Source organism: Pseudomonas sp. MH9.2, assembly GCF_034353875.1.
In the GTDB taxonomy this organism is placed as follows: Bacteria; Pseudomonadota; Gammaproteobacteria; order Pseudomonadales; family Pseudomonadaceae; genus Aquipseudomonas.
This window is the reverse complement of the sequence record NZ_CP133784.1, coordinates 4,909,475-4,932,974: the sequence shown is the minus strand read 5'-3', so window position 1 is coordinate 4,932,974 and position 23,500 is coordinate 4,909,475. Positions and strand designations below refer to the sequence as shown.

21 protein-coding genes are annotated in these 23,500 nt (G+C 57.3%); 18 read left to right on the top strand and 3 right to left on the bottom strand.

Annotation, left to right across the window (positions count from 1 at the left end):
- Positions 1-50: 50 nt before the first annotated feature.
- Together clpA and clpS are read right to left on the bottom strand one after the other, a co-directional pair.
- Positions 51-2,321 carry an ATP-dependent Clp protease ATP-binding subunit ClpA gene (gene clpA / locus RHM55_RS22650; RefSeq protein WP_219064426.1) on the bottom strand — a complete coding sequence of 757 codons (2,271 nt, stop codon included), beginning with the start codon at positions 2,319-2,321 and terminating at the stop codon, positions 51-53.
- Between the two features lie 29 nt (positions 2,322-2,350).
- On the bottom strand, positions 2,351-2,710 hold the full coding sequence (clpS, locus tag RHM55_RS22645) for an ATP-dependent Clp protease adapter ClpS (protein WP_219064425.1): 360 nt from the start codon (positions 2,708-2,710) through the stop codon (positions 2,351-2,353).
- Positions 2,711-2,930: 220 nt separating this feature from the next.
- Here clpS and cspD point away from each other — a divergent pair, with 220 nt between their 5' ends.
- Positions 2,931-3,218: a cold shock domain-containing protein CspD gene (cspD, locus tag RHM55_RS22640; protein ID WP_322178417.1), complete on the top strand. Its 288-nt coding sequence runs from the start codon at positions 2,931-2,933 to the stop codon at positions 3,216-3,218.
- Between the two features lie 98 nt (positions 3,219-3,316).
- Here cspD and icd read toward each other — a convergent pair whose 3' ends face one another.
- Positions 3,317-4,573, bottom strand: coding sequence for an NADP-dependent isocitrate dehydrogenase (gene icd / locus RHM55_RS22635; RefSeq protein WP_322178416.1), 1,257 nt, complete (start codon positions 4,571-4,573; stop codon positions 3,317-3,319).
- A gap of 325 nt (positions 4,574-4,898) precedes the next feature.
- Here icd and RHM55_RS22630 point away from each other — a divergent pair, with 325 nt between their 5' ends.
- From RHM55_RS22630 to nuoJ, 17 genes are all read left to right on the top strand, one after another.
- A complete protein-coding gene (locus RHM55_RS22630; RefSeq protein WP_322178415.1) occupies positions 4,899-5,345 on the top strand; it encodes an NUDIX hydrolase in 447 nt (148 codons plus the stop codon).
- 50 nt (positions 5,346-5,395) lie between these two features.
- Positions 5,396-6,541, top strand: coding sequence for a tRNA 2-thiouridine(34) synthase MnmA (mnmA, locus tag RHM55_RS22625; protein WP_322178414.1), 1,146 nt, complete (start codon positions 5,396-5,398; stop codon positions 6,539-6,541).
- Positions 6,541-7,161, top strand: a complete 621-nt coding sequence (gene hflD / locus RHM55_RS22620; RefSeq protein ID WP_322178413.1) for a high frequency lysogenization protein HflD — start codon at positions 6,541-6,543, stop codon at positions 7,159-7,161. The genes mnmA and hflD overlap by 1 nt, the downstream gene beginning before the upstream one ends.
- A 143-nt stretch (positions 7,162-7,304) precedes the next feature.
- Entirely contained in the window at positions 7,305-8,675 is a 1,371-nt protein-coding gene (gene purB, locus RHM55_RS22615; RefSeq protein WP_322178412.1) for an adenylosuccinate lyase, read from the top strand.
- A gap of 61 nt (positions 8,676-8,736) precedes the next feature.
- Positions 8,737-9,903, top strand: coding sequence for a cupin domain-containing protein (locus RHM55_RS22610; protein ID WP_322178411.1), 1,167 nt, complete (start codon positions 8,737-8,739; stop codon positions 9,901-9,903).
- Positions 9,896-10,321, top strand: a complete 426-nt coding sequence (locus RHM55_RS22605) for a GNAT family N-acetyltransferase (protein ID WP_322178410.1) — start codon at positions 9,896-9,898, stop codon at positions 10,319-10,321. The genes RHM55_RS22610 and RHM55_RS22605 overlap by 8 nt, the downstream gene beginning before the upstream one ends.
- A gap of 174 nt (positions 10,322-10,495) precedes the next feature.
- Positions 10,496-11,284, top strand: a complete 789-nt coding sequence (locus RHM55_RS22600) for a secretin N-terminal domain-containing protein (RefSeq protein ID WP_322178409.1) — start codon at positions 10,496-10,498, stop codon at positions 11,282-11,284.
- A 534-nt stretch (positions 11,285-11,818) separates the two neighbouring features.
- Positions 11,819-13,144: an isocitrate lyase gene (aceA, locus tag RHM55_RS22595; protein ID WP_322178408.1), complete on the top strand. Its 1,326-nt coding sequence runs from the start codon at positions 11,819-11,821 to the stop codon at positions 13,142-13,144.
- Between the two features lie 615 nt (positions 13,145-13,759).
- Positions 13,760-14,173, top strand: coding sequence for an NADH-quinone oxidoreductase subunit A (locus RHM55_RS22590; protein WP_219064414.1), 414 nt, complete (start codon positions 13,760-13,762; stop codon positions 14,171-14,173).
- Positions 14,174-14,183: 10 nt separating this feature from the next.
- A complete protein-coding gene (locus tag RHM55_RS22585; protein WP_219064413.1) occupies positions 14,184-14,858 on the top strand; it encodes a NuoB/complex I 20 kDa subunit family protein in 675 nt (224 codons plus the stop codon).
- 74 nt (positions 14,859-14,932) lie between these two features.
- Positions 14,933-16,714 carry an NADH-quinone oxidoreductase subunit C/D gene (gene nuoC / locus RHM55_RS22580; RefSeq protein WP_322178407.1) on the top strand — a complete coding sequence of 594 codons (1,782 nt, stop codon included), beginning with the start codon at positions 14,933-14,935 and terminating at the stop codon, positions 16,712-16,714.
- Between the two features lie 2 nt (positions 16,715-16,716).
- Complete coding sequence (nuoE, locus tag RHM55_RS22575; protein WP_322178406.1) at positions 16,717-17,214, top strand: NADH-quinone oxidoreductase subunit NuoE; 498 nt, start codon at positions 16,717-16,719, stop codon at positions 17,212-17,214.
- A complete protein-coding gene (nuoF, locus tag RHM55_RS22570; RefSeq protein WP_322178405.1) occupies positions 17,211-18,569 on the top strand; it encodes an NADH-quinone oxidoreductase subunit NuoF in 1,359 nt (452 codons plus the stop codon). Before nuoE ends, nuoF begins: the two co-directional genes overlap by 4 nt.
- A 137-nt stretch (positions 18,570-18,706) precedes the next feature.
- Positions 18,707-21,424: an NADH-quinone oxidoreductase subunit NuoG gene (nuoG, locus tag RHM55_RS22565; RefSeq protein WP_322178404.1), complete on the top strand. Its 2,718-nt coding sequence runs from the start codon at positions 18,707-18,709 to the stop codon at positions 21,422-21,424.
- Positions 21,421-22,428 carry an NADH-quinone oxidoreductase subunit NuoH gene (nuoH, locus tag RHM55_RS22560; protein WP_219064408.1) on the top strand — a complete coding sequence of 336 codons (1,008 nt, stop codon included), beginning with the start codon at positions 21,421-21,423 and terminating at the stop codon, positions 22,426-22,428. The genes nuoG and nuoH overlap by 4 nt, the downstream gene beginning before the upstream one ends.
- 12 nt (positions 22,429-22,440) lie before the next feature.
- Positions 22,441-22,989: an NADH-quinone oxidoreductase subunit NuoI gene (nuoI, locus tag RHM55_RS22555; protein WP_219064407.1), complete on the top strand. Its 549-nt coding sequence runs from the start codon at positions 22,441-22,443 to the stop codon at positions 22,987-22,989.
- Between the two features lie 9 nt (positions 22,990-22,998).
- Complete coding sequence (gene nuoJ, locus RHM55_RS22550) at positions 22,999-23,499, top strand: NADH-quinone oxidoreductase subunit J (protein ID WP_322178403.1); 501 nt, start codon at positions 22,999-23,001, stop codon at positions 23,497-23,499.
- Position 23,500 lies beyond the last annotated feature (1 nt).

The following is a 23,500-nucleotide window of genomic DNA, read 5'->3' as shown; positions in this document are numbered from 1 at the left end:
GCCCCGTACCACCCGATCAAAGGTGAGATACAGGGCTTTTTGGTTTTGGCTTAAGCCATTTCTGCCGTTGTTTCGAAGTCGAAGGTCATTTCTCCGTCCTTGACGTCGATATGCACCACGCCACCGTGCTCGGCCAACTCACCGAAGAGAATCTCTTCAGCCAGCGGACGCTTGATCTTGTCTTGGATCAAACGAGCCATGGGTCTTGCACCCATCTGCGCATCGTAGCCACTTTCAGCCAACCAGGTTCTGGCGGCGTCAGTCACTTCAAGCAGCACACGCTTGTCTTCCAGCTGCGCCTGCAGTTCGGTAAGGAACTTGTCCACCACACTTTTGATGACCTCATGATTGAGGCGACCAAACTGGATAATGGTGTCCAGACGGTTACGGAATTCCGGCGTGAAACTTTTCTTGATCACTTCCATTGCATCGGAAGAGTGATCCTGATGCGTGAAGCCAATCGAGGCACGCGCAGCAGTTTCTGCGCCAGCGTTGGTGGTCATGATCACGATCACGTTGCGGAAGTCCGCCTTGCGCCCGTTGTTATCAGTCAGCGTACCGTGGTCCATGACCTGCAGCAGCAGGTTGAAGACTTCCGGATGCGCCTTCTCGATTTCATCGAGCAGCAGTACGCAATGCGGCTGCTTGGTAATCGCCTCGGTCAGCAAACCACCCTGATCGAAGCCAACATAACCCGGCGGTGCACCGATCAAGCGCGAAACGGTATGACGCTCCATGTACTCGGACATATCGAAACGCACAAGTTCAATGCCCAAGGCTTTGGCCAACTGCCTAGCCGCTTCGGTCTTGCCGACCCCCGTAGGACCTGCAAACAGGAACGAACCGACCGGTTTATCCGGCGATTTCAGACCGGCGCGCGACAACTTGATCGCGGTCGACAGCGAATCAATCGCTGCATCCTGACCAAACACGGTCATTTTGAGGTCGCGCTCAAGATTACGCAGCAGTTCCTTGTCGGAGCTGTTGACATGCTTAGGCGGAATACGCGCAATCTTGGCAACGATATCTTCAACCTGAGCCACTTCGATACGCTTCACGCGCTTCTCGATGGGCTGCAAGCGCTGATAAGCCCCGGCTTCGTCGATAACATCAATGGCCTTGTCCGGCATGTGCCGATCATTGATGTAGCGCGATGCTAGCTCGGCAGCGGCGCGCAATGCCTCGTCGCTATACTCGATACCATGATGCTGCTCGAAACGCCCCTTGAGCCCTCTCAGGATGCCAATGGTGTCTTCCACGGACGGTTCGGACACATCAACCTTCTGGAAACGCCGCGCCAAAGCCCGATCTTTTTCGAAGATCCCGCGAAATTCCTGGAACGTTGTCGAGCCGATGCAGCGGATATCCCCCGAAGACAGCAGCGGCTTGAGCAGATTCGATGCATCCATCACACCACCAGAAGCAGCACCTGCGCCGATGATGGTATGAATTTCGTCAATGAACAAAATCGCCTGCGGACGCTTTTTCAGCTCATTGAGCAACGCTTTGAAGCGCTTCTCGAAGTCGCCACGGTATTTGGTCCCGGCCAAGAGCGCACCCAGGTCGAGGGAATACACCACGCTATTGGCGAGCAGGTCAGGCACTTGATTGTCGACGATACGCTTAGCCAGACCTTCGGCGATGGCGGTTTTACCCACCCCGGCCTCACCGACAAGCAGCGGGTTGTTTTTGCGACGACGCGCCAGAATCTGCGCCACACGCTCGACTTCCATCTCACGTCCGACCAATGGATCAATCCGGCCCTGACGCGCCAATTCATTCAGGTTGCTGGCGTAGGCATCCAGAGGATTGCCTGAAGAAGAAGACTCGCCGCCCTCGTCATCCTGCATATCTTGCTCACCTTCCGAGTGATCGCCATGCCCTGGCACTTTGGAAATACCATGAGCGATGTAATTGACGACATCAATCCGTGCAACGCTCTGCTGTTTGAGCAGAAACACTGCCTGGCTTTCCTGCTCGCTGAAAATGGCAACCAGAACGTTAGCGCCAGTGACTTCACGCTTGCCCGAGCTTTGGACGTGAAAGACAGCACGTTGCAGTACCCGCTGAAAGCCCAGGGTCGGCTGGGTTTCGCGATCCTCGTCATGGACAGGAATCAACGGTGTCGTGGAGTCGATGAACTCCTGCAGATCATGCTTGAGTTTGTCGAGGTTTGCGCCACAAGCGCGCAAGACGGTCGCGGCAGCCTCATTATCCAAAAGAGCCAGCAAGAGATGTTCAACCGTCATGAATTCATGACGCTTGGAACGTGCCTCCTTGAAGGCAAGATTGAGGGTGACTTCGAGCTCACGGTTCAACATAGCTTCACCTCATACCCAAGTGGTCGGCGTTAACCGTCCTTCTCGATCTCACAGAGTAGCGGATGCTGGCTTTCCCTGGCGTATTGGTTGACCTGCATTGCCTTGGTCTCGGCGATATCGCGGGTAAACAATCCACATACTGCCCGTCCCTCTGTATGGACGGCCAGCATGACCTTGGTCGCCAGCTCGCGATTCAGGTTAAAAAACACCTCGAGCACTTCGACGACGAAATCCATCGGTGTGTAATCATCATTAAATATAACCACCTTGTACATCGGTGGCGCCTGCAGTGCTGGCTTGGCCTCCTGTAGCACCACTCCAGCAGCACCATCCTCGTGTGTCGGACGGTCCTGATTGAATGTTAGTCGAATCTGGCTGAATGCATGCATGGAAAGAAAGGTTCGTAGGTGGGCGGGTTCAGTAATTAGTCGCAGTCTGACCGGTTTTCAAGTGGACCGCCGCATGACCTTGACTATCGGCAAAACGGTGTTACAAAGAATAGAACCCACATTGGGTAAAAAGGGTCCGTGCAGTCAACCAAATTTTTTTCGGTCCGGCGGATGAGGTGGATCATACTCCAGACGGAGTCCTTTGCAGAGGGATGTGAGCATGGCAAGCAGTAACCCCAAGCGCGGCAAGGTTAAGTGGTTCAACAACGCAAAAGGCTACGGATTCATTATTGAAGACGGCCAGAGCGAGGATTTGTTCGCCCATTACTCGGCGATAAAGATGGACGGCTACAAGACCTTGAAAGCAGGTCAGGCCGTTAATTTTGACATCATTCAGGGGCCCAAAGGTTTGCACGCTGTAGAGATTGCAGCTGCGAGCGAGACCCAAACCTCCTCCCCTGTCGACGTTCCAAATCTGACCCATCAACCGCTGGATGTAACTGCCTGATTCGTCAGCAATCAGGCCGCTAAACCAAAAACCAGCCGAAAAAAAACCGGCCAGTTCAAGTTAATTGAACTGGCCGGTTTTGCTTAGCGCCGATCAGCTCACATGTGAGAGATCAGGGCATCGCCGAACGCAGAAGAAGACAGCAGTTTAGCGCCATCCATCAGACGTTCGAAGTCATAGGTCACTGTCTTGGCCGAGATTGCGCCGTTGGTGCCTTTGATGATCAGGTCAGCAGCTTCGACCCAACCCATGTGGCGCAGCATCATTTCAGCAGACAGGATCAACGAACCTGGGTTCACCTGATCTTTGCCAGCGTACTTCGGTGCAGTACCGTGGGTCGCTTCGAACATCGCAATGGTGTCGGACAGGTTAGCGCCCGGAGCGATGCCGATACCGCCAACTTCAGCAGCCAGTGCGTCGGACAGGTAGTCACCGTTGAGGTTCAGGGTCGCGATCACGTCGTATTCAGCCGGGCGCAGCAGGATCTGCTGAAGCATGGCGTCGGCGATGGCGTCTTTAACGATAACGTTCTTGCCGGTTTTAGGGTTCTTGAACTGCATCCAAGGACCGCCGTCAAGCAAGGTAGCGCCGAATTCTTCAGCAGCCACTTCGTAGGCCCATTCTTTGAAGGCACCTTCGGTGAACTTCATGATGTTGCCTTTGTGCACAATGGTCAGCGAGTCACGGTCGTTGTCGACGATGTACTGCAGAGCCTTGCGTACCAGACGCTTGGTGCCTTCCAGAGAAACCGGCTTGATGCCGATACCGCAGTTTTGATCAAAGCGGATCTTGGTAACACCCATTTCCTCTTTGAGGAACTTGATGATCTTGATCGCTTCCGGCGAACCGGCTTTCCACTCGATGCCAGCATAAATATCTTCGGAGTTTTCACGGAAGATAGTCATGTCGACGTCGCCTGGCTTCTTGACCGGGCTAGGCACGCCTTCGAACCAACGCACTGGGCGCAGGCAGACGTACAGGTCCAACTGCTGACGCATGGCAACGTTCAGGGAACGAATGCCGCCGCCGACTGGAGTGGTCAGCGGGCCCTTGATAGAAACGACGTAGTCTTTAACAGCGTCCAGGGTTTCCTGAGGCAGCCAGGTATCCTGATCGTAGACTTGAGTGGCCTTCTCGCCAGCGTAGACTTCCATCCAGGAGATTTTGCGCTCGCCGCCGTAAGCCTTTTTAACTGCAGCATCAACAACTTTCATCATGACCGGGCTGATGTCGACGCCGATACCATCACCTTCAATGAAAGGGATGATCGGGTTGTTCGGCACATTAAGAGAATGGTCTGCGTTGACGGTGATTTTGTCGCCGACTGCTGGAACCTGAATCTTCTGGTATCCCATGCTGGACTCCGTTTCTTTCGTGGTCTGACATCTGCTGCGCGGATAGCGCAACGGATGGATATTTGGGTCGCGAAAAGGCGCATCATTCTTGTAGCTTTTCTACAGAAAGTCACGCACTTTTCCATCGTCCGATGTCACCCTCACCTGCTACAACCCCCTGAATGCAGGGCATGTAGCCACACTACAAAGCGACTACATCGCTGCTTTGGATGAGCTGACATCACTCCAGAACCAAACGTCGGTTCGCTGAAAAACAGGGCGAACAGCTATTATGGCTCCTCTCGCGGCCAAGCGACGCCGCTTAATTAAAGGAGATCCACCTTTCATGCGTTTTATTCCGCACGTGACCGTGGCAACCGTCATCGAAGACGAGGGCCGTTTCCTGATGGTCGAGGAAGTCGCTGAGGGCCGAGCCGTATTTAATCAGCCTGCCGGGCATTTGGAAGCCGACGAAAGTCTGATCCAGGCCGCTCTACGCGAAACACTGGAAGAAACCGGCTGGGATGTGGAGCTGACCGGCGTGATCGGCATCTACCTGTACACCGCCCCCAGCAACGGCGTGACTTACCAACGCGTCTGCTTCGCCGGCAAGCCATTGCACCAACGACCCGATTACACGCTCGACGAGGGCATCATTGGACCACGCTGGCTCACTCGAGAAGCGCTTATGGAGCAGCGCGACCGCTGGCGCAGCGAACTGGTGATGCGCTGCATCGACGATTATTTGACCGGCGAACGCTTCGGTTTAGGCTTACTGCGTGAGACTGCTTGATCACGGCCTGTTAGAATTGCGTCCTTTTTGAAGCCACCCATTGAATTCCTATGCGTGATCCAGCCCCCCACGATCCAGCTCCTCATGATCCAGAAAGGACCCGCGTCATTGTCGGTATGTCCGGCGGCGTGGACTCTTCCGTCTCTGCCCTCCTGCTGATTGAGCAGGGCTATCAGGTGGAAGGCCTGTTCATGAAGAACTGGGAGGAAGACGACGGAACCGACTATTGCACCGCCCGCGAAGACCTGGCCGATGCGCAGGCCGTGTGCGACAAAATCGGCATCAAACTGCACACCGCCAACTTTGCCGCCGAGTACTGGGACAACGTGTTCGAGCATTTCCTGGCTGAATACAAAGCCGGACGTACGCCCAACCCGGACATCCTTTGCAACCGCGAGATCAAGTTCAAGGCATTTCTCGATTACGCCATGATGCTCGGCGCAGACCTGATCGCTACAGGCCATTACGTCCGTCGTCGCGACATCGACGGCCGCACCGAACTGCTCAAAGGCCTGGACCCGAACAAGGACCAGAGTTACTTCCTGCATGCTGTGGGCGGCGAGCAGATCGCCAAGACCCTGTTCCCGGTCGGCGAGCTGGAAAAACCTGCCGTGCGCGCCATCGCGGAAAAACACGAACTGGCCACAGCAAAGAAAAAAGACTCCACCGGCATCTGCTTCATCGGTGAGCGTCGTTTCAGCGACTTTCTCAAGCAGTACCTGCCCGCCCAGCCCGGCGAGATCAAGACGACCGAAGGCGAAGTCATCGGCCACCATCATGGACTGATGTATCACACCATCGGCCAGCGCCAAGGGCTCGGCATCGGCGGTTTGAAAGACGCGAGCGACGACCCGTGGTACGTACTGGCCAAGGACCTGGAAAACAACGAGCTGATCGTCGGTCAGGGCAATGATCATCCGTGGCTGTTCTCCCAGGCACTGACGGCGTCGGAAATTTATTGGGTCAACCCGATCGATCTGAGCACCCCACGTCAACTGACCGCTAAAGTGCGTTATCGCCAAAGCGACCAGAAATGCACGCTTGAACAGACAGCCACCGGCTACCGCGTCACGTTCGAAGAACCCCAGCGCGCAGTCACACCAGGCCAGTCCGTGGTGTTTTACGAGGGCGAAATCTGCCTGGGAGGCGGCGTCATCGAAGTGGCCGAGCCTTGGCACAGCAAGGACAAGCGCTGATGACTCCGATGCAAGAGCAACTGGTCGCCTTGGGCGGTGTATTCCAGGCGGCCGTGCTGGTCGACAAGATTGCCAAAACTGGCCAGGTCAGTGAAGCGGCGCTCGGCTGCATGCTGGGTAGCCTGCTGGTCATGGACCCCAAAGACACACTGGAAGTCTACGGCGGTGACGACCTGAACCTGCGCGAGGGTTATCGTTCGTTGGTCAGCGCACTGGAAAGGGACCCGACCAGCCTGCAACGCGAACCACTGCGTTATGCCCTGTCGATGCTGGGCCTGGAGCGGCAATTGGCCAAGCGTGACGACCTGCTAGAAGTAATCGGCAAACGCTTGCCGCAGATCAAGTCCCAGGTTGAGCATTTCGGCCTGGTTCACGACAACGTAATTGCCGCGAGCGGCGCGCTTTATCAGGACACACTGAGCACATTGCGCCAACGAATTCAGGTTCATGGCGACATGCGTAATCTGCAACAACCCAACAATGCGTCGAAAATTCGCGCCCTGCTGCTGGCCGGTATTCGCTCCGCGCGATTATGGCGACAGCTGGGCGGTCATCGCTGGCAATTGGTCATCAGCCGTCGCAAGCTACTCAAAGAGCTTTACCCGATGTTGCGCGGCTGATTCGCAACGCTGTACGGCTACCCCTTGAACACCGACACTATTAACTATTGCGCGCTCTACGCTGGTCAGTCCGAACAGAACTGACCAGCATTTCATGTATGATATGCGCCCCTTTTCGTTGCCCGACTGTCCGAGAGCACCCCATGCAGCTTTCTTCGCTCACTGCGGTTTCCCCTGTTGACGGCCGCTACGCCGGCAGAACCCAGGCCCTGCGCCCGATTTTCAGTGAATACGGCTTGATCCGTTTTCGCGTCATGGTTGAAGTACGCTGGCTTCAGCGCCTGGCTGCTCATCCGCAAATCACTGAAGTTCCGGCCTTTTCGGCTGAAGCCAACGCGATCCTCAATACGCTGGCCGAGGACTTCTCCACCGTCCACGCCGAACGCGTCAAAGAGATCGAGCGCACCACCAATCACGACGTCAAGGCCATTGAGTACCTGCTCAAGGAACAGGCCGCCAAGCTGCCTGAGCTGGCCAATGTCAGTGAGTTCATCCACTTTGCCTGTACCAGTGAAGACATCAACAACCTGTCCCACGCGCTGATGCTGCGCGAAGGTCGCGACGGTGTGTTGCTGCCACTGATGCGCCAGATCGCCGAATCCATTCGCGAGCTGGCCGTACGCTTCGCTGACGTACCGATGTTGTCGCGCACCCACGGCCAACCAGCATCTCCGACCACTCTGGGCAAAGAGCTGGCAAACGTGGTCTATCGCCTGGAGCGCCAGATCGCTCAGGTGGCTGCTGTTCCGCTGCTGGGCAAGATCAACGGCGCAGTCGGCAACTACAACGCGCACATCTCGGCTTACCCGGACATCGACTGGGAAGAGAACGCACGCGCGTTCATCGAAGACGAACTGGGTCTGGGCTTCAACCCCTACACCACGCAGATCGAACCGCACGACTACATCGCCGAGCTGTTTGACGCGATCGCTCGTTTCAATACCATCCTGATCGACTTCGACCGCGACATATGGGGCTATATCTCCCTGGGGTATTTCAAGCAGCGCACCATCGCTGGCGAAATCGGCTCATCGACCATGCCGCACAAGGTCAACCCTATCGACTTCGAAAACTCCGAAGGCAATCTGGGTATCGCCAACGCTCTGTTTCAGCACCTGGCCAGCAAGTTGCCGATTTCCCGCTGGCAGCGCGACCTGACCGACTCCACCGTTTTGCGTAACCTGGGCGTGGGCTTCGCCCATAGCATCATCGCGTATGAAGCCAGCCTTAAAGGCATCAGCAAACTGGAACTCAACGCGCAAAAAATCGCCGCCGAACTGGATGCGTGCTGGGAAGTGCTGGCCGAACCGATTCAAACGGTCATGCGTCGCTACAACATCGAGAACCCGTACGAAAAGCTGAAAGAGCTGACGCGGGGCAAGGGCATCAGCGCTGAAGCACTGCAAACTTTCATCGACGACCTGGAAATGCCTGCGCAAGCCAAGGCTGAGCTGAAAAAGCTCACCCCGGCCAATTACATCGGCAATGCCGTGGCTCAAGCCAAGCGCATTTGACCCGCAACAACTTTTGCACACGCCCGGCTGTGCCGGGCGTTTTCATTTCAAGGGCTTACAAATGAATCCTGATATTCCTCTTCAACTTCTGGGCGGCATCAGCGCGCGTGAATTCCTGCGTGACTACTGGCAGAAAAAACCGCTCCTGATCCGTCAGGCGCTGCCGGACTTCCAGAGCCCGATCGACGCCGACGAACTGGCCGGCCTCGCCCTGGAAGAAGAGGTTGAGTCCCGTATAGTTCTCGAGAATGGCGAGCGCCCTTGGGAACTGCGTCGCGGTCCGTTTACCGAAGACGAGTTCAGCAAGCTGCCAGAACGCGACTGGACCCTGCTGGTGCAAGCGGTTGATCAGTTCGTACCCGAAGTCAGTGAGCTGCTGGAGAACTTCCGATTCCTGCCCAGCTGGCGCATCGACGACGTCATGATCAGCTTCGCCGTGCCAGGCGGAAGCGTTGGCCCGCACTTTGATAACTACGATGTGTTTCTGCTGCAGGGCCAGGGCAAACGCCACTGGCAGATAGGCCAAATGTGCGATTCCGAGACCCCACTGCTGAAACACGCAGACCTGCGCATCCTCTCGGGCTTCGAAGTCACTGATGAGTGGACCCTGGAACCGGGCGACATGCTGTATTTGCCGCCGCGCCTGGCCCATTGTGGCGTCGCCGTGGATGACTGCATGACCTATTCGGTCGGTTTCCGCGCGCCAAGCGCAGCTGAGGTGCTAACGCACTTCACCGACTTCCTCAGCCAGTTCCTGCCGGACGAAGAACGCTACACCGACGCTGACGTACAGCCGGTCAGCGATCCGCACCAGATCCAGCGTGACGCCCTCGACCGTCTGAAAAGCTTGTTGGCCGAGCACATGAGCGACGAGCGGTTGCTGTTGACCTGGTTTGGCCAATTCATGACCGAGCCACGCTATCCCGAGCTGGTCGTCGGCCCCGAACTGGAAGAAGAAGACCTGTTCCTCAGCCTGGAGCAAGGGGCGATACTGATCCGTAACCCGAGCGCGCGCCTCGCCTGGTCTGAAGTCGATGACGACCTTCTGTTATTTGCCAGCGGTCAGAGTCGGCTGTTGCCGGGTAATCTGCGCGAACTGCTCAAACTGATCTGCGCTGCCGACGCATTGCACAGCGAAAACCTCGACCCATGGCTGGCCGATGAATATGGACGCAACCTGCTCTGCGAGCTGGTCAAACAAGGAAGTCTGGGGTTTGCCGATGAATAAGATCTCCGTACGTGTCGCCGATTGGCAGAAAGATAACGCCGACATTCGGCGTATCCGGGAAGCCGTTTTTATCGCAGAACAATGCGTACCACCTGAACTGGAATGGGATGCCGAAGACGCCAGTGCAGTGCACTTTCTGGCATTTGAGGGTGACTTTCCCATTGGCACTGCCCGCTTGCTGCCTGACGGTGAAATCGGGCGCCTATCGGTGCTCAAAGACTGGCGCGGCCTGAAAGTCGGTGATGCACTGATGGAAGCAGTGATTGGCGAAGCCGAGCGCCGCGGCCTGAAGCAACAGATGCTCAGCGCACAGGTCCAGGCCACACGCTTCTATGAGCGCCTGGGCTTTGTCATTGTCAGCGGAGAGTTTCTCGAAGCCGGGATCCCTCACGTCGACATGGTGCGCGGCGCAGCATAATCGCTAGACTTAGCGAAGATGCATCCCTGACGCCCCGCCCGCTTCACCCTAGGCTAACTATGCTGAGGTCGAAGATGTCGGGGCGTTTTTTTGCCTGCGATTCAACCTGGCCCAACCCGGGCCGATAACTGTCAAACTCACGCCTTTACGCGCTCAATTGCGGAGATAACGGACATGTTCCTACGCACCCTGTTCACGTCACTGCTGCTGGCCTGCAGCTTTAACGCCATTGCCGCGACGGAAGTCGTCCCCCTGAACTATCGCACCAGTGACGACCTGCTGCCGGTGGTCAGGTCTTTTCTGGGCAATGAAGGCACGGTCAACGCTTACAACAACCAACTGATCGTTAATGCCGAGCCAGAAAAAATTCAGGCGTTGCGCAGCCTGCTCTCGCAATTGGACAAGGCGCCCAGACGGCTGCTGATCAGCGTCGACACCAGCGACAGCAACGCCCAAAACGACCAGGGCTACGCCACCAATGGCACCGTGCAGACGCAAAACGGCGATGTCAGCGTCCGCAGCCAGACCCGTATCATCCATAGCGGCACTGACAGCCGTGACGGCGGCGTGCAACAGGTTCAAGCCAGCGAAGGCACGCCTGCGCTTATTCAGGTAGGCCAGTCCGTCCCCCTGACGACGACCCAGACCGACGCCTATGGGTACACGCAAAGCCAAACCCAATACCGCAATGTCACCCAAGGCTTCTACGTCACTGCCAGTCTGACGGGCGAGACTGTGCACCTGAGCATTAGCACCAACCACGATCGCATGAACCAGGAACAGCCTGATGTCGTTAACGTGCAAAGCACCGACACCCAGGTCAGCGGTCGGTTGGGCGAGTGGATTACCCTTGCCAGCGTCAGCGAGCAATCCCGGGCAGATCAACAGGGACAGGTGCAGCGCTATATCACACAAGGCCGGAGCGATATGACGTTGCGCGTGAAAGTCGAGACACTGGACTGATGCTCTAGACTGAACACCGAGACCAAAGCACCCCAAACTGACTGCATGGTCGTATTAGACCAAAGATGTAGTGCTCTACAAAAAGCACTACAAAACATTTGACGGGTCAAAATTCACGAGGCATGATTGCCCCGCTCCCGCTTATCAGAGGCTCTGCAAAGAGCTTTCGAATCGCCGCTCTAACTTACACACCTGAGCCGATTCGTGTCTGGACCGCCCACAAGGCAGTTTGACGAGGTTGCGACTGGATCGAAGTTGTCCCGAGGGACGGAAGCGTAATACGGTAGATCGGCAATACCTCTGCATGATCGCATCAAGGCATCCACGAGCCAAACTGCGAACATCAGACATGCCCTCAGCCTCACACTCTTCCCCTCTCGAGCTTCTCGACCTTCTGTCGCGCCCTGCCAAACCCCAGCTCGACCGCTTAAGTTTCTGACAAGCGAGCAGCCAGCAACGCGCCCTCTGAAAACCAGGGCGTTTTGGCGGAGCAAGAATTTTCCACCCAAAACCTATGCGACGAGGTTTATCTCCATGGCACTGACACGCGAACAGCAAATTGCAGCTCTTGAAAAAGACTGGGCTGAAAATCCACGCTGGAAACACGTGACCCGCAATTACTCGGCCGCTGACGTTGTCCGCCTGCGTGGCTCGGTTCAGCCTGAACACACGCTCGCCAAGCTGGGCGCTGAAAAGCTATGGAATCTGGTCACCCAAGGTGCCAAGCCTTCCTTCCGTCCCGACAAAGATTTCGTCAACTGCATGGGCGCCCTGACTGGCGGCCAAGCAGTGCAACAAGTCAAGGCTGGCATCCAGGCGATCTACCTGTCTGGCTGGCAAGTAGCTGCGGACAACAACTCCGCCGAATCGATGTACCCTGACCAATCGCTGTACCCAGTGGATTCGGTTCCAACCGTGGTCAAGCGCATCAACAATTCGTTCCGTCGTGCTGACCAGATCCAGTGGAAAGCCGGCAAGAACCCAGGTGACGAAGGCTACATCGACTACTTCGCACCAATCGTTGCAGACGCTGAAGCCGGTTTCGGCGGCGTACTGAACGCTTACGAGCTGATGAAAAGCATGATCGAAGCTGGCGCTGCTGGCGTTCACTTCGAAGACCAACTGGCATCCGTGAAGAAATGCGGCCACATGGGCGGCAAGGTTCTTGTGCCAACCCAGGAAGCCGTACAGAAGCTGACCGCTGCCCGTCTGGCTGCGGACGTTGCTGGCGTACCGACCATCATCCTGGCCCGTACCGACGCTAACGCTGCTGACCTGCTGACCTCCGATTGCGACCCTTACGATAAGGAATTCGTGCTTGGCGAACGTACTCCAGAAGGCTTCTACAAGGTTCGCGCCGGTCTGGACCAGGCTATCTCCCGCGGCCTGGCTTACGCACCGTACGCCGACCTGATCTGGTGCGAAACCGCCAAGCCGGATTTGGCCGAAGCACGTCGCTTTGCCGAAGCGATCAAAAAGGAATACCCGGACCAACTGCTGTCCTACAACTGCTCGCCTTCCTTCAACTGGAAGAAAAACCTGGACGACGCGACCATCGCCAAGTTCCAGCGCGAACTGTCGGCCATGGGCTACAAGCACCAGTTCATTACTCTGGCTGGCATCCACAACATGTGGCACAGCATGTTCAACCTGGCGCACGACTACGCCCGCAACGACATGACTGCCTACGTGAAACTGCAAGAGCAAGAGTTCGCTGACGCCGCCAAGGGTTACACCTTCGTGGCTCACCAGCAAGAAGTCGGCACTGGCTACTTTGACGACGTCACCACCGTGATTCAGGGTGGCGAGTCCTCCGTGACCGCGCTGACCGGCTCGACTGAAGAAGAACAGTTCCACTGATACCGCTTAGCCACCTAAGCAAGCGGCCATTCCAGACCGTTTAAAGAGCAACTGGAATGCCACATGACTAACGCCCCGACTGGTTCGGGGCGTTTTTTTTGCTGAAGCTTTTGTGGCAGCCTCAGCCGAGCGTGATACCGGCCCAATCGTTGAAGCAGGTCCTGACCTCCCCAGGAGGAGCAGCACTCGCACGAGGCATCACGTGAGTCCTTAAACATTGATCCAGAGCGGTATTTAACGCCTAAAAAAGAGTAAAACAGCGAATCTCGCAACTGCGATACACGGCATATAAAGACAACTTCTCCGCTTTAACCATGAGCAACAGTTTAAAAACCCCCACAGATGACATCAATTATCATTTGTGCGTGTCGACCTTCATTACACCCCTGACAAAACACATTCAACAAAACTCCGGCTAATGCCCGCAGCGTATGGCCTGCGCCTGTTTTTAAGGTCTCAATGTCCTAAAGTATTAGAATAATTTCGCTATAGAAAATTTACTTGCTACCTGTTTACCCATAAAATCATCGCGATAGATTTCGATGCGACATATCGTCACTGCTTTATTTCTTTATCAAGCTCAGAGACCTTTGCTCTCTGCCAAGGATTACCAGAATGCCCGAATCGACAGGTCTGATCGCCCATAACTGGGGCTTCGCCATTTTCCTTTTGGGTGTTGTCGGCCTCTGCGCCTTCATGCTCGGCGTATCCAGCCTCCTGGGCAGCAAAGCCTGGGGGCGCAGCAAAAACGAACCGTTTGAATCCGGCATGCTGCCCACGGGCGGCGCCCGTCTGCGGCTTTCGGCAAAATTCTATCTGGTCGCGATGCTTTTCGTGATCTTCGACATTGAAGCCCTCTTTCTCTTTGCCTGGTCTGTGTCCGTCCGCGAAAGCGGCTGGACCGGATTCGTCGAAGCACTCGTTTTCATAGCAATTCTGTTGGCAGGTCTTGTCTACCTATGGCGGGTTGGGGCGCTCGATTGGGCTCCTGAAGGTCGTCGTAAGCGGCAAGCGAAGCTAAAACAATGAGGCTTTGTCGATGCAATACACTCTCACCAGGATCGACCCGGATGCGCCTAATGAGGAGTATCCAATCGGTGAACGGGAAACCGTTTCCGATCCGTTAGAAGATCAAGTCCACAAAAACATCTACATGGGCAAGCTTGAAGACGTGCTGAACGGTGCGGTCAACTGGGGGCGTAAAAACTCCCTGTGGCCGTACAACTTCGGCTTGTCGTGCTGCTATGTGGAAATGACCACCGCCTTCACGGCGCCCCATGACATCGCCCGCTTCGGTGCCGAGGTTATCCGGGCATCACCGCGCCAGGCGGATTTCATGGTTATTGCCGGGACCTGCTTCATCAAGATGGCGCCGATCATCCAGCGCCTCTACGAGCAAATGCTCGAGCCCAAGTGGGTCATCTCCATGGGTTCGTGTGCTAACTCCGGTGGCATGTACGACATCTATTCAGTGGTCCAGGGGGTCGACAAGTTCCTTCCCGTGGATGTCTACGTGCCTGGCTGCCCGCCACGCCCCGAGGCTTTCCTGCAAGGATTGATGCTGTTGCAGGAGTCTATCGGCCAGGAGCGTCGCCCCCTTTCCTGGGTCGTCGGTGATCAAGGCGTCTATCGCGCCGAGATGCCGTCGCAAAAGGAACAGCGCCGCGAACAGCGTATCCAGGTTACTAACCTGCGCAGCCCCGACGAAGTCTGATCCCACTCTTTCTTTTTACAAAAGAGACAAGACTCTGGGTTCATTCTTTACGTTGACCGAAAGCGATCGAGACCATGACTGCAGGCACCGCTCTGTACATCCCGCCTTACAAGGCTGACGACCAAGACGTCGTCGTTGAATTGAATACCCGTTTTGGCCCTGAGACGTTCACCGTCCAGTCAACCCGTACCGGCATGCCGGTGCTATGGGTTGCGCGTGCCAAACTGGTCGAAGTGCTGACCTTTCTGCGCCAGCTGCCAAAACCCTACGTCATGCTGTATGACCTGCACGGTGTCGACGAACGCCTGCGCACTCATCGCCACGGCTTGCCGGGTGCCGACTTCAGCGTGTTCTACCACCTGCTGTCGATCGAGCGTAATAGTGACGTAATGATCAAGGTGGCCTTGTCTGAGGGCGACCTCAGCTTGCCGACCATCACCGGCATCTGGCCTAACGCCAACTGGTACGAGCGTGAAGTGTGGGACATGTTCGGCATCGACTTTGCCGGCCACCCGCACCTGACCCGGATCATGATGCCGCCGACTTGGGAAGGTCATCCGCTGCGCAAGGACTTCCCGGCTCGCGCTACCGAATTCGATCCGTTCAGCCTGACTCTGGCCAAACAACAGCTCGAAGAGGAAGCCGCACGTTTCCGCCCTGAAGACTGGGGCATGAAGCGTTCGGGCGCGAATGAGGACTATATGTTCCTCAACCTCGGCCCGAACCACCCTTCGGCTCACGGCGCATTCCGCATCATCCTGCAACTCGACGGTGAAGAGATCGTCGACTGCGTTCCGGACGTCGGTTACCACCACCGTGGCGCCGAGAAGATGGCCGAGCGTCAGTCATGGCACAGTTTCATTCCGTACACCGACCGTATCGACTACCTCGGCGGCGTGATGAACAACCTGCCGTATGTCCTTGCGGTCGAGAAGCTGGCCGGTATCAAGGTGCCGGAAAAAGTCGACACCATCCGCATCATGATGGCCGAGTTCTTCCGTATCACCAGCCACCTGCTATTCCTGGGGACATACATTCAGGATGTGGGCGCAATGACCCCGGTGTTCTTCACCTTCACCGACCGCCAGCGCGCTTATACCGTGATCGAAGCCATCACCGGCTTCCGTCTGCACCCGGCCTGGTACCGCATTGGTGGTGTCGCTCACGACCTGCCACGCGGCTGGGAAAAACTGGTCAAAGACTTCGTTGAATGGCTGCCCAAGCGCCTGGACGAATACCAGAAAGCCGCTTTGGACAACAGCATCCTGCGCGGCCGGACCATCGGCGTTGCGGCATACAACACCAAGGAAGCGCTGGAATGGGGCGTCACTGGCGCCGGCTTGCGTTCCACCGGTCTGGACTTCGACCTGCGCAAGGCACGCCCTTACTCGGGCTACGAAAACTTCGAGTTCGAAATACCGCTGGCCGTCAATGGCGATGCCTATGACCGCTGCATCGTGCGTGTCGAAGAGATGCGCCAGAGTATCCGGATCATCGACCAGTGCATGCGCAACATGCCGGAAGGGCCGTACAAGGCGGATCACCCGCTGACCACGCCGCCGCCGAAAGAACGCACCTTGCAGCACATCGAAACCCTGATCACGCACTTCCTGCAAGTTTCGTGGGGCCCGGTCATGCCGGCCAACGAATCCTTCCAGATGATCGAAGCGACCAAGGGTATCAACAGCTATTACCTGACGAGCGACGGCGGCACCATGAGCTACCGTACCCGGATTCGCACCCCAAGCTTCCCGCATCTGCAACAGATCCCTTCGGTGATCAAAGGCAGCATGGTCGCGGACTTGATTGCGTACCTGGGTAGTATCGATTTCGTTATGGCCGACGTGGACCGCTAAGCATGAACAGCACGCTTATCCAGACAGACCGTTTCGCATTGAGCGAAACAGAGCGCTCGGCCATCGAGCACGAGATGCATCACTACGAAGACCCGCGCGCGGCGTCTATCGAAGCACTGAAGATCGTCCAGAAGGAACGCGGCTGGGTGCCTGATGGCGCTGTTTATGCTATTGGCGAAATCCTTGGCATTCCGGCCAGCGACGTTGAAGGGGTGGCGACGTTCTATAGCCAGATCTTCCGTCAGCCTGTCGGCCGTCACATCATTCGCGTCTGCAACAGCATGGTTTGCTTCATCGGTGGCCACGAGTCAGTGCTCAGCGAAATCCAGACTTCACTGGGTATCGGCTTGGGTCAGACCACCGCTGACAACCGCTTCACCTTGCTGCCCGTCTGCTGTTTGGGCAACTGTGACAAGGCTCCGGCCGTGATGATCGATGACGATACTTTCGGCGACGTGCAGCCTGCTGGCGTAGCCAAAATGCTGGAGGGTTACCTATGACCATCACGTCTTTCGGCCCCGCCAACCGCATCGCGCGTACGGCAGAAACTCACCCGCTGACCTGGCGCTTGCGCGATGACGGCGAACCGGTCTGGCTTGATGAATATCAAACCAAAAACGGTTACGCCGCCGCACGCAAGGCTTTCGCCGAGCAGTCGCCTGACGAAATCGTTCAGGCAGTCAAGGACTCCGGCCTCAAGGGTCGGGGCGGCGCAGGCTTTCCCACGGGGGTGAAGTGGGGCCTGATGCCCAAAGATGAGTCCATGAACATCCGCTACCTGCTGTGCAACGCGGATGAAATGGAGCCCAACACCTGGAAAGACCGGATGCTGATGGAGCAACTGCCCCATTTGCTGGTCGAGGGCATGCTGATCAGCGCCCGGGCGTTGAAAGCCTATCGTGGCTACATCTTCCTGCGCGGCGAGTACACCACTGCGGCCAAGAACCTCAGACGCGCCGTGAAAGAAGCAGAAGCGGCCGGTTTGTTGGGCAAGAACATTCTGGGCACCGGTTTTGATTTCGAACTGATCGTCCACACCGGCGCCGGGCGTTATATCTGCGGCGAAGAAACCGCACTGATCAATTCCCTGGAAGGCCGCCGCGCCAACCCACGCTCCAAACCGCCCTTCCCGGCCGCTGTCGGCGTCTGGGGCAAGCCGACGTGTGTCAATAACGTCGAGACTTTGTGCAACGTGCCAGCCATCGTCGGCAACGGCAACGACTGGTACAAATCCCTGGCCCGTGCGGGCAGCGAAGACCAAGGCACCAAGCTGATGGGCTTCTCCGGCAAGGTTAAGAACCCTGGCCTGTGGGAACTGCCTTTCGGCCTGCCCGCACGCGAGTTGTTCGAAGACTACGCAGGCGGCATGCGCGATGGCTTCAAGCTCAAGTGCTGGCAGCCAGGTGGCGCCGGTACTGGCTTCCTGCTCCCTGAGCACCTCGACGCCCAAATGTACGCCGGTGGCATTGCCAAGGTCGGCACGCGGATGGGTACGGGTCTGGCCATGGCCGTCGACGACAGCGTCAACATGGTTTCCCTGCTGCGCAACATGGAAGAATTCTTCGCCCAGGAGTCCTGTGGATTCTGCACCCCCTGCCGCGACGGCCTGCCGTGGAGCGTGAAGATCCTGCGCGCTATCGAACACGGCGAAGGCCAACCGGGCGATATCGAAACGCTGTTGGGGTTGGTCAACTTCCTCGGCCCTGGCAAGACCTTCTGTGCCCACGCACCGGGCGCAGTGGAACCTCTGGGCAGCGCAATCAAATACTTCCGGCCGGAATTCGAGGCGGGTATCGCGCCACAGCGTGATGCCAACGCGACCCTGGCCCAACGCCCGATTGTGGTTGGCGCATAACAAGACAGAAAAGGTCGGTAGCCCATAAAGCCGCCGACCTCATACCCGATGACGCCTTACAGGCTGTTTGATACGGGTAGCACCGAGATTCCATTAGCCACGCCCGCTGACAACGGGCCAACGAAGAACTTTGAACCATGGCCACTATCCACGTAGACGGCAAAGCGCTCGAGGTCGATGGCGCAGACAACCTGTTACAGGCATGTCTGTCGCTGGGCCTCGATATTCCTTATTTCTGCTGGCACCCCGCCCTTGGCAGTGTTGGCGCTTGTCGCCAATGCGCAGTCAAGCAGTACAGTGACGAGAACGACAAACGTGGTCGTATCGTCATGTCCTGCATGACCCCCGCCACTGACGGCAGCTGGATTTCCATCGACGACGAGGAGGCCAAGGTCTTCCGCGCCAGCGTCGTCGAATGGCTGATGACCAACCACCCGCACGACTGCCCGGTCTGCGAAGAAGGCGGTCATTGCCACCTGCAAGACATGACCGTAATGACCGGTCACAACGAGCGTCGTTATCGCTTCACCAAACGGACTCACCAGAACCAGGAACTCGGCCCGTTCATCGCTCACGAGATGAACCGCTGCATCGCCTGCTACCGTTGCGTGCGCTTCTATAAAGACTACGCTGGCGGCACTGACCTGGGTGTATTCGGCGCCCACGACAACGTGTACTTCGGCCGGGTCGAAGATGGCGCACTGGAAAGCGAGTTCTCCGGTAACCTCACCGAAGTCTGCCCGACCGGTGTGTTCACCGACAAGACTCACTCCGAGCGCTACAACCGCAAGTGGGACATGCAGTTTTCGCCAAGCATCTGCCATGGTTGCTCCAGCGGCTGCAACATCAGCCCTGGCGAGCGCTACGGTGAGATCCGTCGTATCGAAAACCGCTACAACGGTTCGGTCAACCAGTACTTCCTGTGTGACCGTGGTCGTTTCGGTTATGGCTACGTCAACCGTGAAGACCGTCCACGCCAGCCACTGTTGGCTGATGGCCACGTCAAACTGAGCCTCGACACTGCGTTGGACAAGGCTGCAGATTTGCTCCGCGGCCGTAACATCGTCGGTATCGGCTCACCCCGCGCCAGCCTGGAAAGCAACTTCGCCCTGCGCGAACTAGTCGGTGCCGAGCACTTCTACTCGGGTATCGAAGCCGGTGAGCTGGAACGCCTGCGTCTGATCGTCAAGGTGCTCAATGAGAGCCCGCTGCCGACCCCGACAATGCGTGACATTGAAGATCACGATGCGATTTTCGTCCTCGGCGAAGACCTGACCCAAACTGCAGCACGTATGGCCCTGGGCCTGCGTCAAGCCGTCAAGGGCAAGGCCGAAGACATGGCTGCGGCGATGAAAGTCCAGCCGTGGCTCGATGCCGCAGTGAAGAACATCGGTCAGCATGAATTGAACCCGCTGTTCATCGCGAGCCTCGCCGAGACCCGTCTCGATGACATCGCCGAAGAGTGCGTTCACGCAGCCCCCGACGACCTGGCGCGAATCGGCTTTGCCGTCGCCCACGCCCTGGACGCCAGCGCGCCCGCAGTCGAAGGCCTGGACACCCAAGCCCTCGAACTGGCCCAGCGCATCGCCGCTGCCCTGCTCGCAGCCAAACGTCCGCTGATCATCTCTGGCAGCTCCCTGGGCTCGACCGCACTGATCGAGGCCGCAGCCAACATCGCCAAGGCATTGAAGCTGCGCGACAAGCAAGGCTCAATCAGCCTGATCGTCCCGGAAGCCAACAGCATGGGCCTGGCAATGTTCGGCGGTGATTCCCTCGACGACGCGTTGCAGGCTGTGATTTCCGGCAAAGCTGACGCCATCGTGGTGTTGGAAAACGATCTGTACCACCGCGTCGACGCTGCCACGGTCGATGCTGCGTTCAACGCTGCGAAAGTCGTGATCGTCGCTGACCATCAGAAAACCCCGACCAGCGATCGCGCTGATCTGGTACTGCCGGCCGCCAGCTTTGCTGAAGGCGACGGTACCCTGGTCAGTCAGGAAGGTCGCGCCCAGCGCTTCTTCCAGGTGTATGACCCGACTTATCTGGACGCCAGCATTCTGGTCCACGAAGGCTGGCGCTGGTTGCACGCCCTGCGCAGCACCCTGCTGAACAAGGCAGTGGACTGGACGTTGCTCGATCACGTCACCGAAGCCTGCGCAGCCAGCACCGCGCAATTGGCCGGGATCGTCAACGCGGCACCGTCTGCGGCGTTCCGGATCAAAGGTTTGAAACTGGCGCGTGAACCATTGCGTTACAGCGGCCGCACGGCCATGCGCGCCAACATCAGCGTGCATGAACCGCGTACTTCACAAGACAACGACACCGCGTTCTCCTTCTCCATGGAAGGTTATTCGGGTTCGGCAGAACCTCGTCAGCAGGTGCCTTTCGCCTGGTCGCCGGGCTGGAACTCGCCACAAGCCTGGAACAAGTTCCAAGACGAAGTCGGCGGTCACCTGCGTGCAGGTGATCCGGGAACTCGCTTGATCGAAAGCAAGGGTGATGGTCTGTCCTGGTTCGCCAGCATACCGGGCGCATTTTCCCCGGCTCGCGGTACATGGCAAGTAGTGCCGTTCTATCACCTGTTCGGCAGCGACGAAACATCGTCCAAAGCCGCACCGGTTCAGGAACGCATTCCAAAAGCCTACGTGGCGCTGGCCAAATCCGAAGCGGATCGTCTGGGTGTCAATGATGGCGCCATGCTCAATCTGAGTGTTGCCGGTCATACCCTGCGTCTGCCGCTGCGGATCAATGAAGAGTTGGGCGCCGGTCTCGTGGCCCTGCCTGCCGGTCTGACTGGAATCCCGCCTGCGGTGTTCGGCAAAACCGTTGATGGTCTGCAGGAGGCAGCGCTATGACCTGGTTTACCCCTGAAGTGATCGACTCGATCATCTCGGTCGTCAAAGCCATTGTGATTCTGCTGGCCGTCGTGGTCTGCGGCGCGCTGCTGAGCTGGGTCGAGCGTCGTTTGCTCGCCCTTTGGCAGGACCGTTATGGTCCGAACCGGGTTGGCCCTTTCGGTGCTTTCCAGATCGCTGCCGACATGATCAAGATGTTCTTCAAGGAAGACTGGACACCACCGTTCGCCGACAAGGTGATTTTCACCCTGGCACCGGTCGTGGCCATGAGCGCCTTGCTGATTGCGTTCGCAATCATCCCGATCACCCCGACCTGGGGCGTGGCGGATCTGAACATCGGCTTGCTGTTCTTCTTCGCCATGGCCGGCTTGTCGGTCTATGCGGTGCTGTTCGCCGGCTGGTCGAGCAACAACAAGTTCGCCCTGCTCGGCAGTCTGCGGGCTTCAGCTCAGACCGTGTCCTATGAAGTGTTCATGGGCCTGGCGCTGATGGGCATCGTGGTGCAGGTTGGCTCGTTCAACATGCGCGATATCGTCGAGTACCAGGCACAGAATCTGTGGTTCATCATTCCGCAGTTCTTCGGCTTTTGTACGTTCTTTATCGCAGGCGTTGCGGTGACTCACCGTCACCCATTCGACCAACCGGAAGCAGAACAAGAGTTGGCCGATGGTTACCACATCGAATATGCCGGCATGAAGTGGGGCATGTTCTTCGTCGGCGAGTACATCGGTATCGTGCTGATCTCGGCGCTGCTGGTGACCTTGTTCTTCGGCGGCTGGCATGGCCCGTTCGACATCCTGCCTTCGCTGTCGTTCTTCTGGTTCGCCCTGAAGACCGCGTTTTTCATCATGCTCTTCATTCTGTTGCGCGCCTCTATCCCGCGTCCACGGTATGACCAGGTGATGGATTTCAGCTGGAAATTCTGCCTGCCGCTGACCCTGATCAATTTGCTGGTGACCGCTGCGATCGTGTTGTTGAACACGCCCGCTGTCGCGGCTCAGTGAGGATAAAGACCCATGCTCAAGTATCTGTTTGACATCGTGCATGGCACCTACACCCAGCTTCGCAGCCTGGTGATGGTGTTCTCCCATGCATTTCGCAAGCGCGACACGCTGCAGTACCCGGAAGAGCCGGTGTACCTGCCGCCGCGCTACCGCGGCCGTATTGTCCTGACCCGCGACCCTGACGGTGAAGAGCGTTGCGTAGCCTGCAACCTGTGCGCCGTGGCCTGCCCGGTTGGCTGCATCTCGTTGCAGAAAGCCGAAACCGACGACGGTCGTTGGTACCCGGAGTTTTTCCGCATCAACTTCTCGCGCTGCATTTTCTGTGGCCTCTGCGAGGAAGCCTGCCCGACCACCGCGATCCAGCTGACACCGGATTTCGAAATGGCCGAGTTCAAACGTCAGGATCTGGTTTACGAGAAGGAAGATCTGCTGATCTCCGGCCCTGGTAAAAACCCTGATTACAACTTCTATCGCGTTGCCGGTATGGCCATCGCCGGTAAGCCTAAAGGCTCCGCGCAGAATGAAGCCGAACCGATCAATGTGAAGAGCTTGCTGCCTTAAGGAAGAAAGATGGAATTCGCTTTCTATTTCGCATCCGGCATCGCTGTTGTGTCCACCCTTCGGGTGATCACCAACACGAACCCGGTGCACGCCCTGCTCTACCTGATCATTTCGTTGATCGCCGTCGCCATGACCTTTTTCAGCCTCGGTGCTCCCTTTGCCGGCGTACTGGAAGTCATCGCTTACGCAGGCGCCATCATGGTCCTGTTCGTGTTTGTGGTGATGATGTTGAATCTGGGCCCTGCCTCGGTGCAGCAAGAACGTACCTGGCTCAAACCCGGTATCTGGATCGGCCCGATGGCGCTGGGCGTAGTGCTGCTCGCCGAGCTGCTCTACGTGCTGTTCGCCAATCCGAGCGGCGCTGCCATCGGTCACACCACGGTGGATGCCAAAGCGGTAGGTATCAGCCTGTTTGGTCCTTATCTGCTGGTGGTGGAACTTGCCTCGATGCTGCTCCTCGCAGCAGCGGTAACGGCATTCCATCTCGGCCGCAACGAGGCGAAGGAGTAAA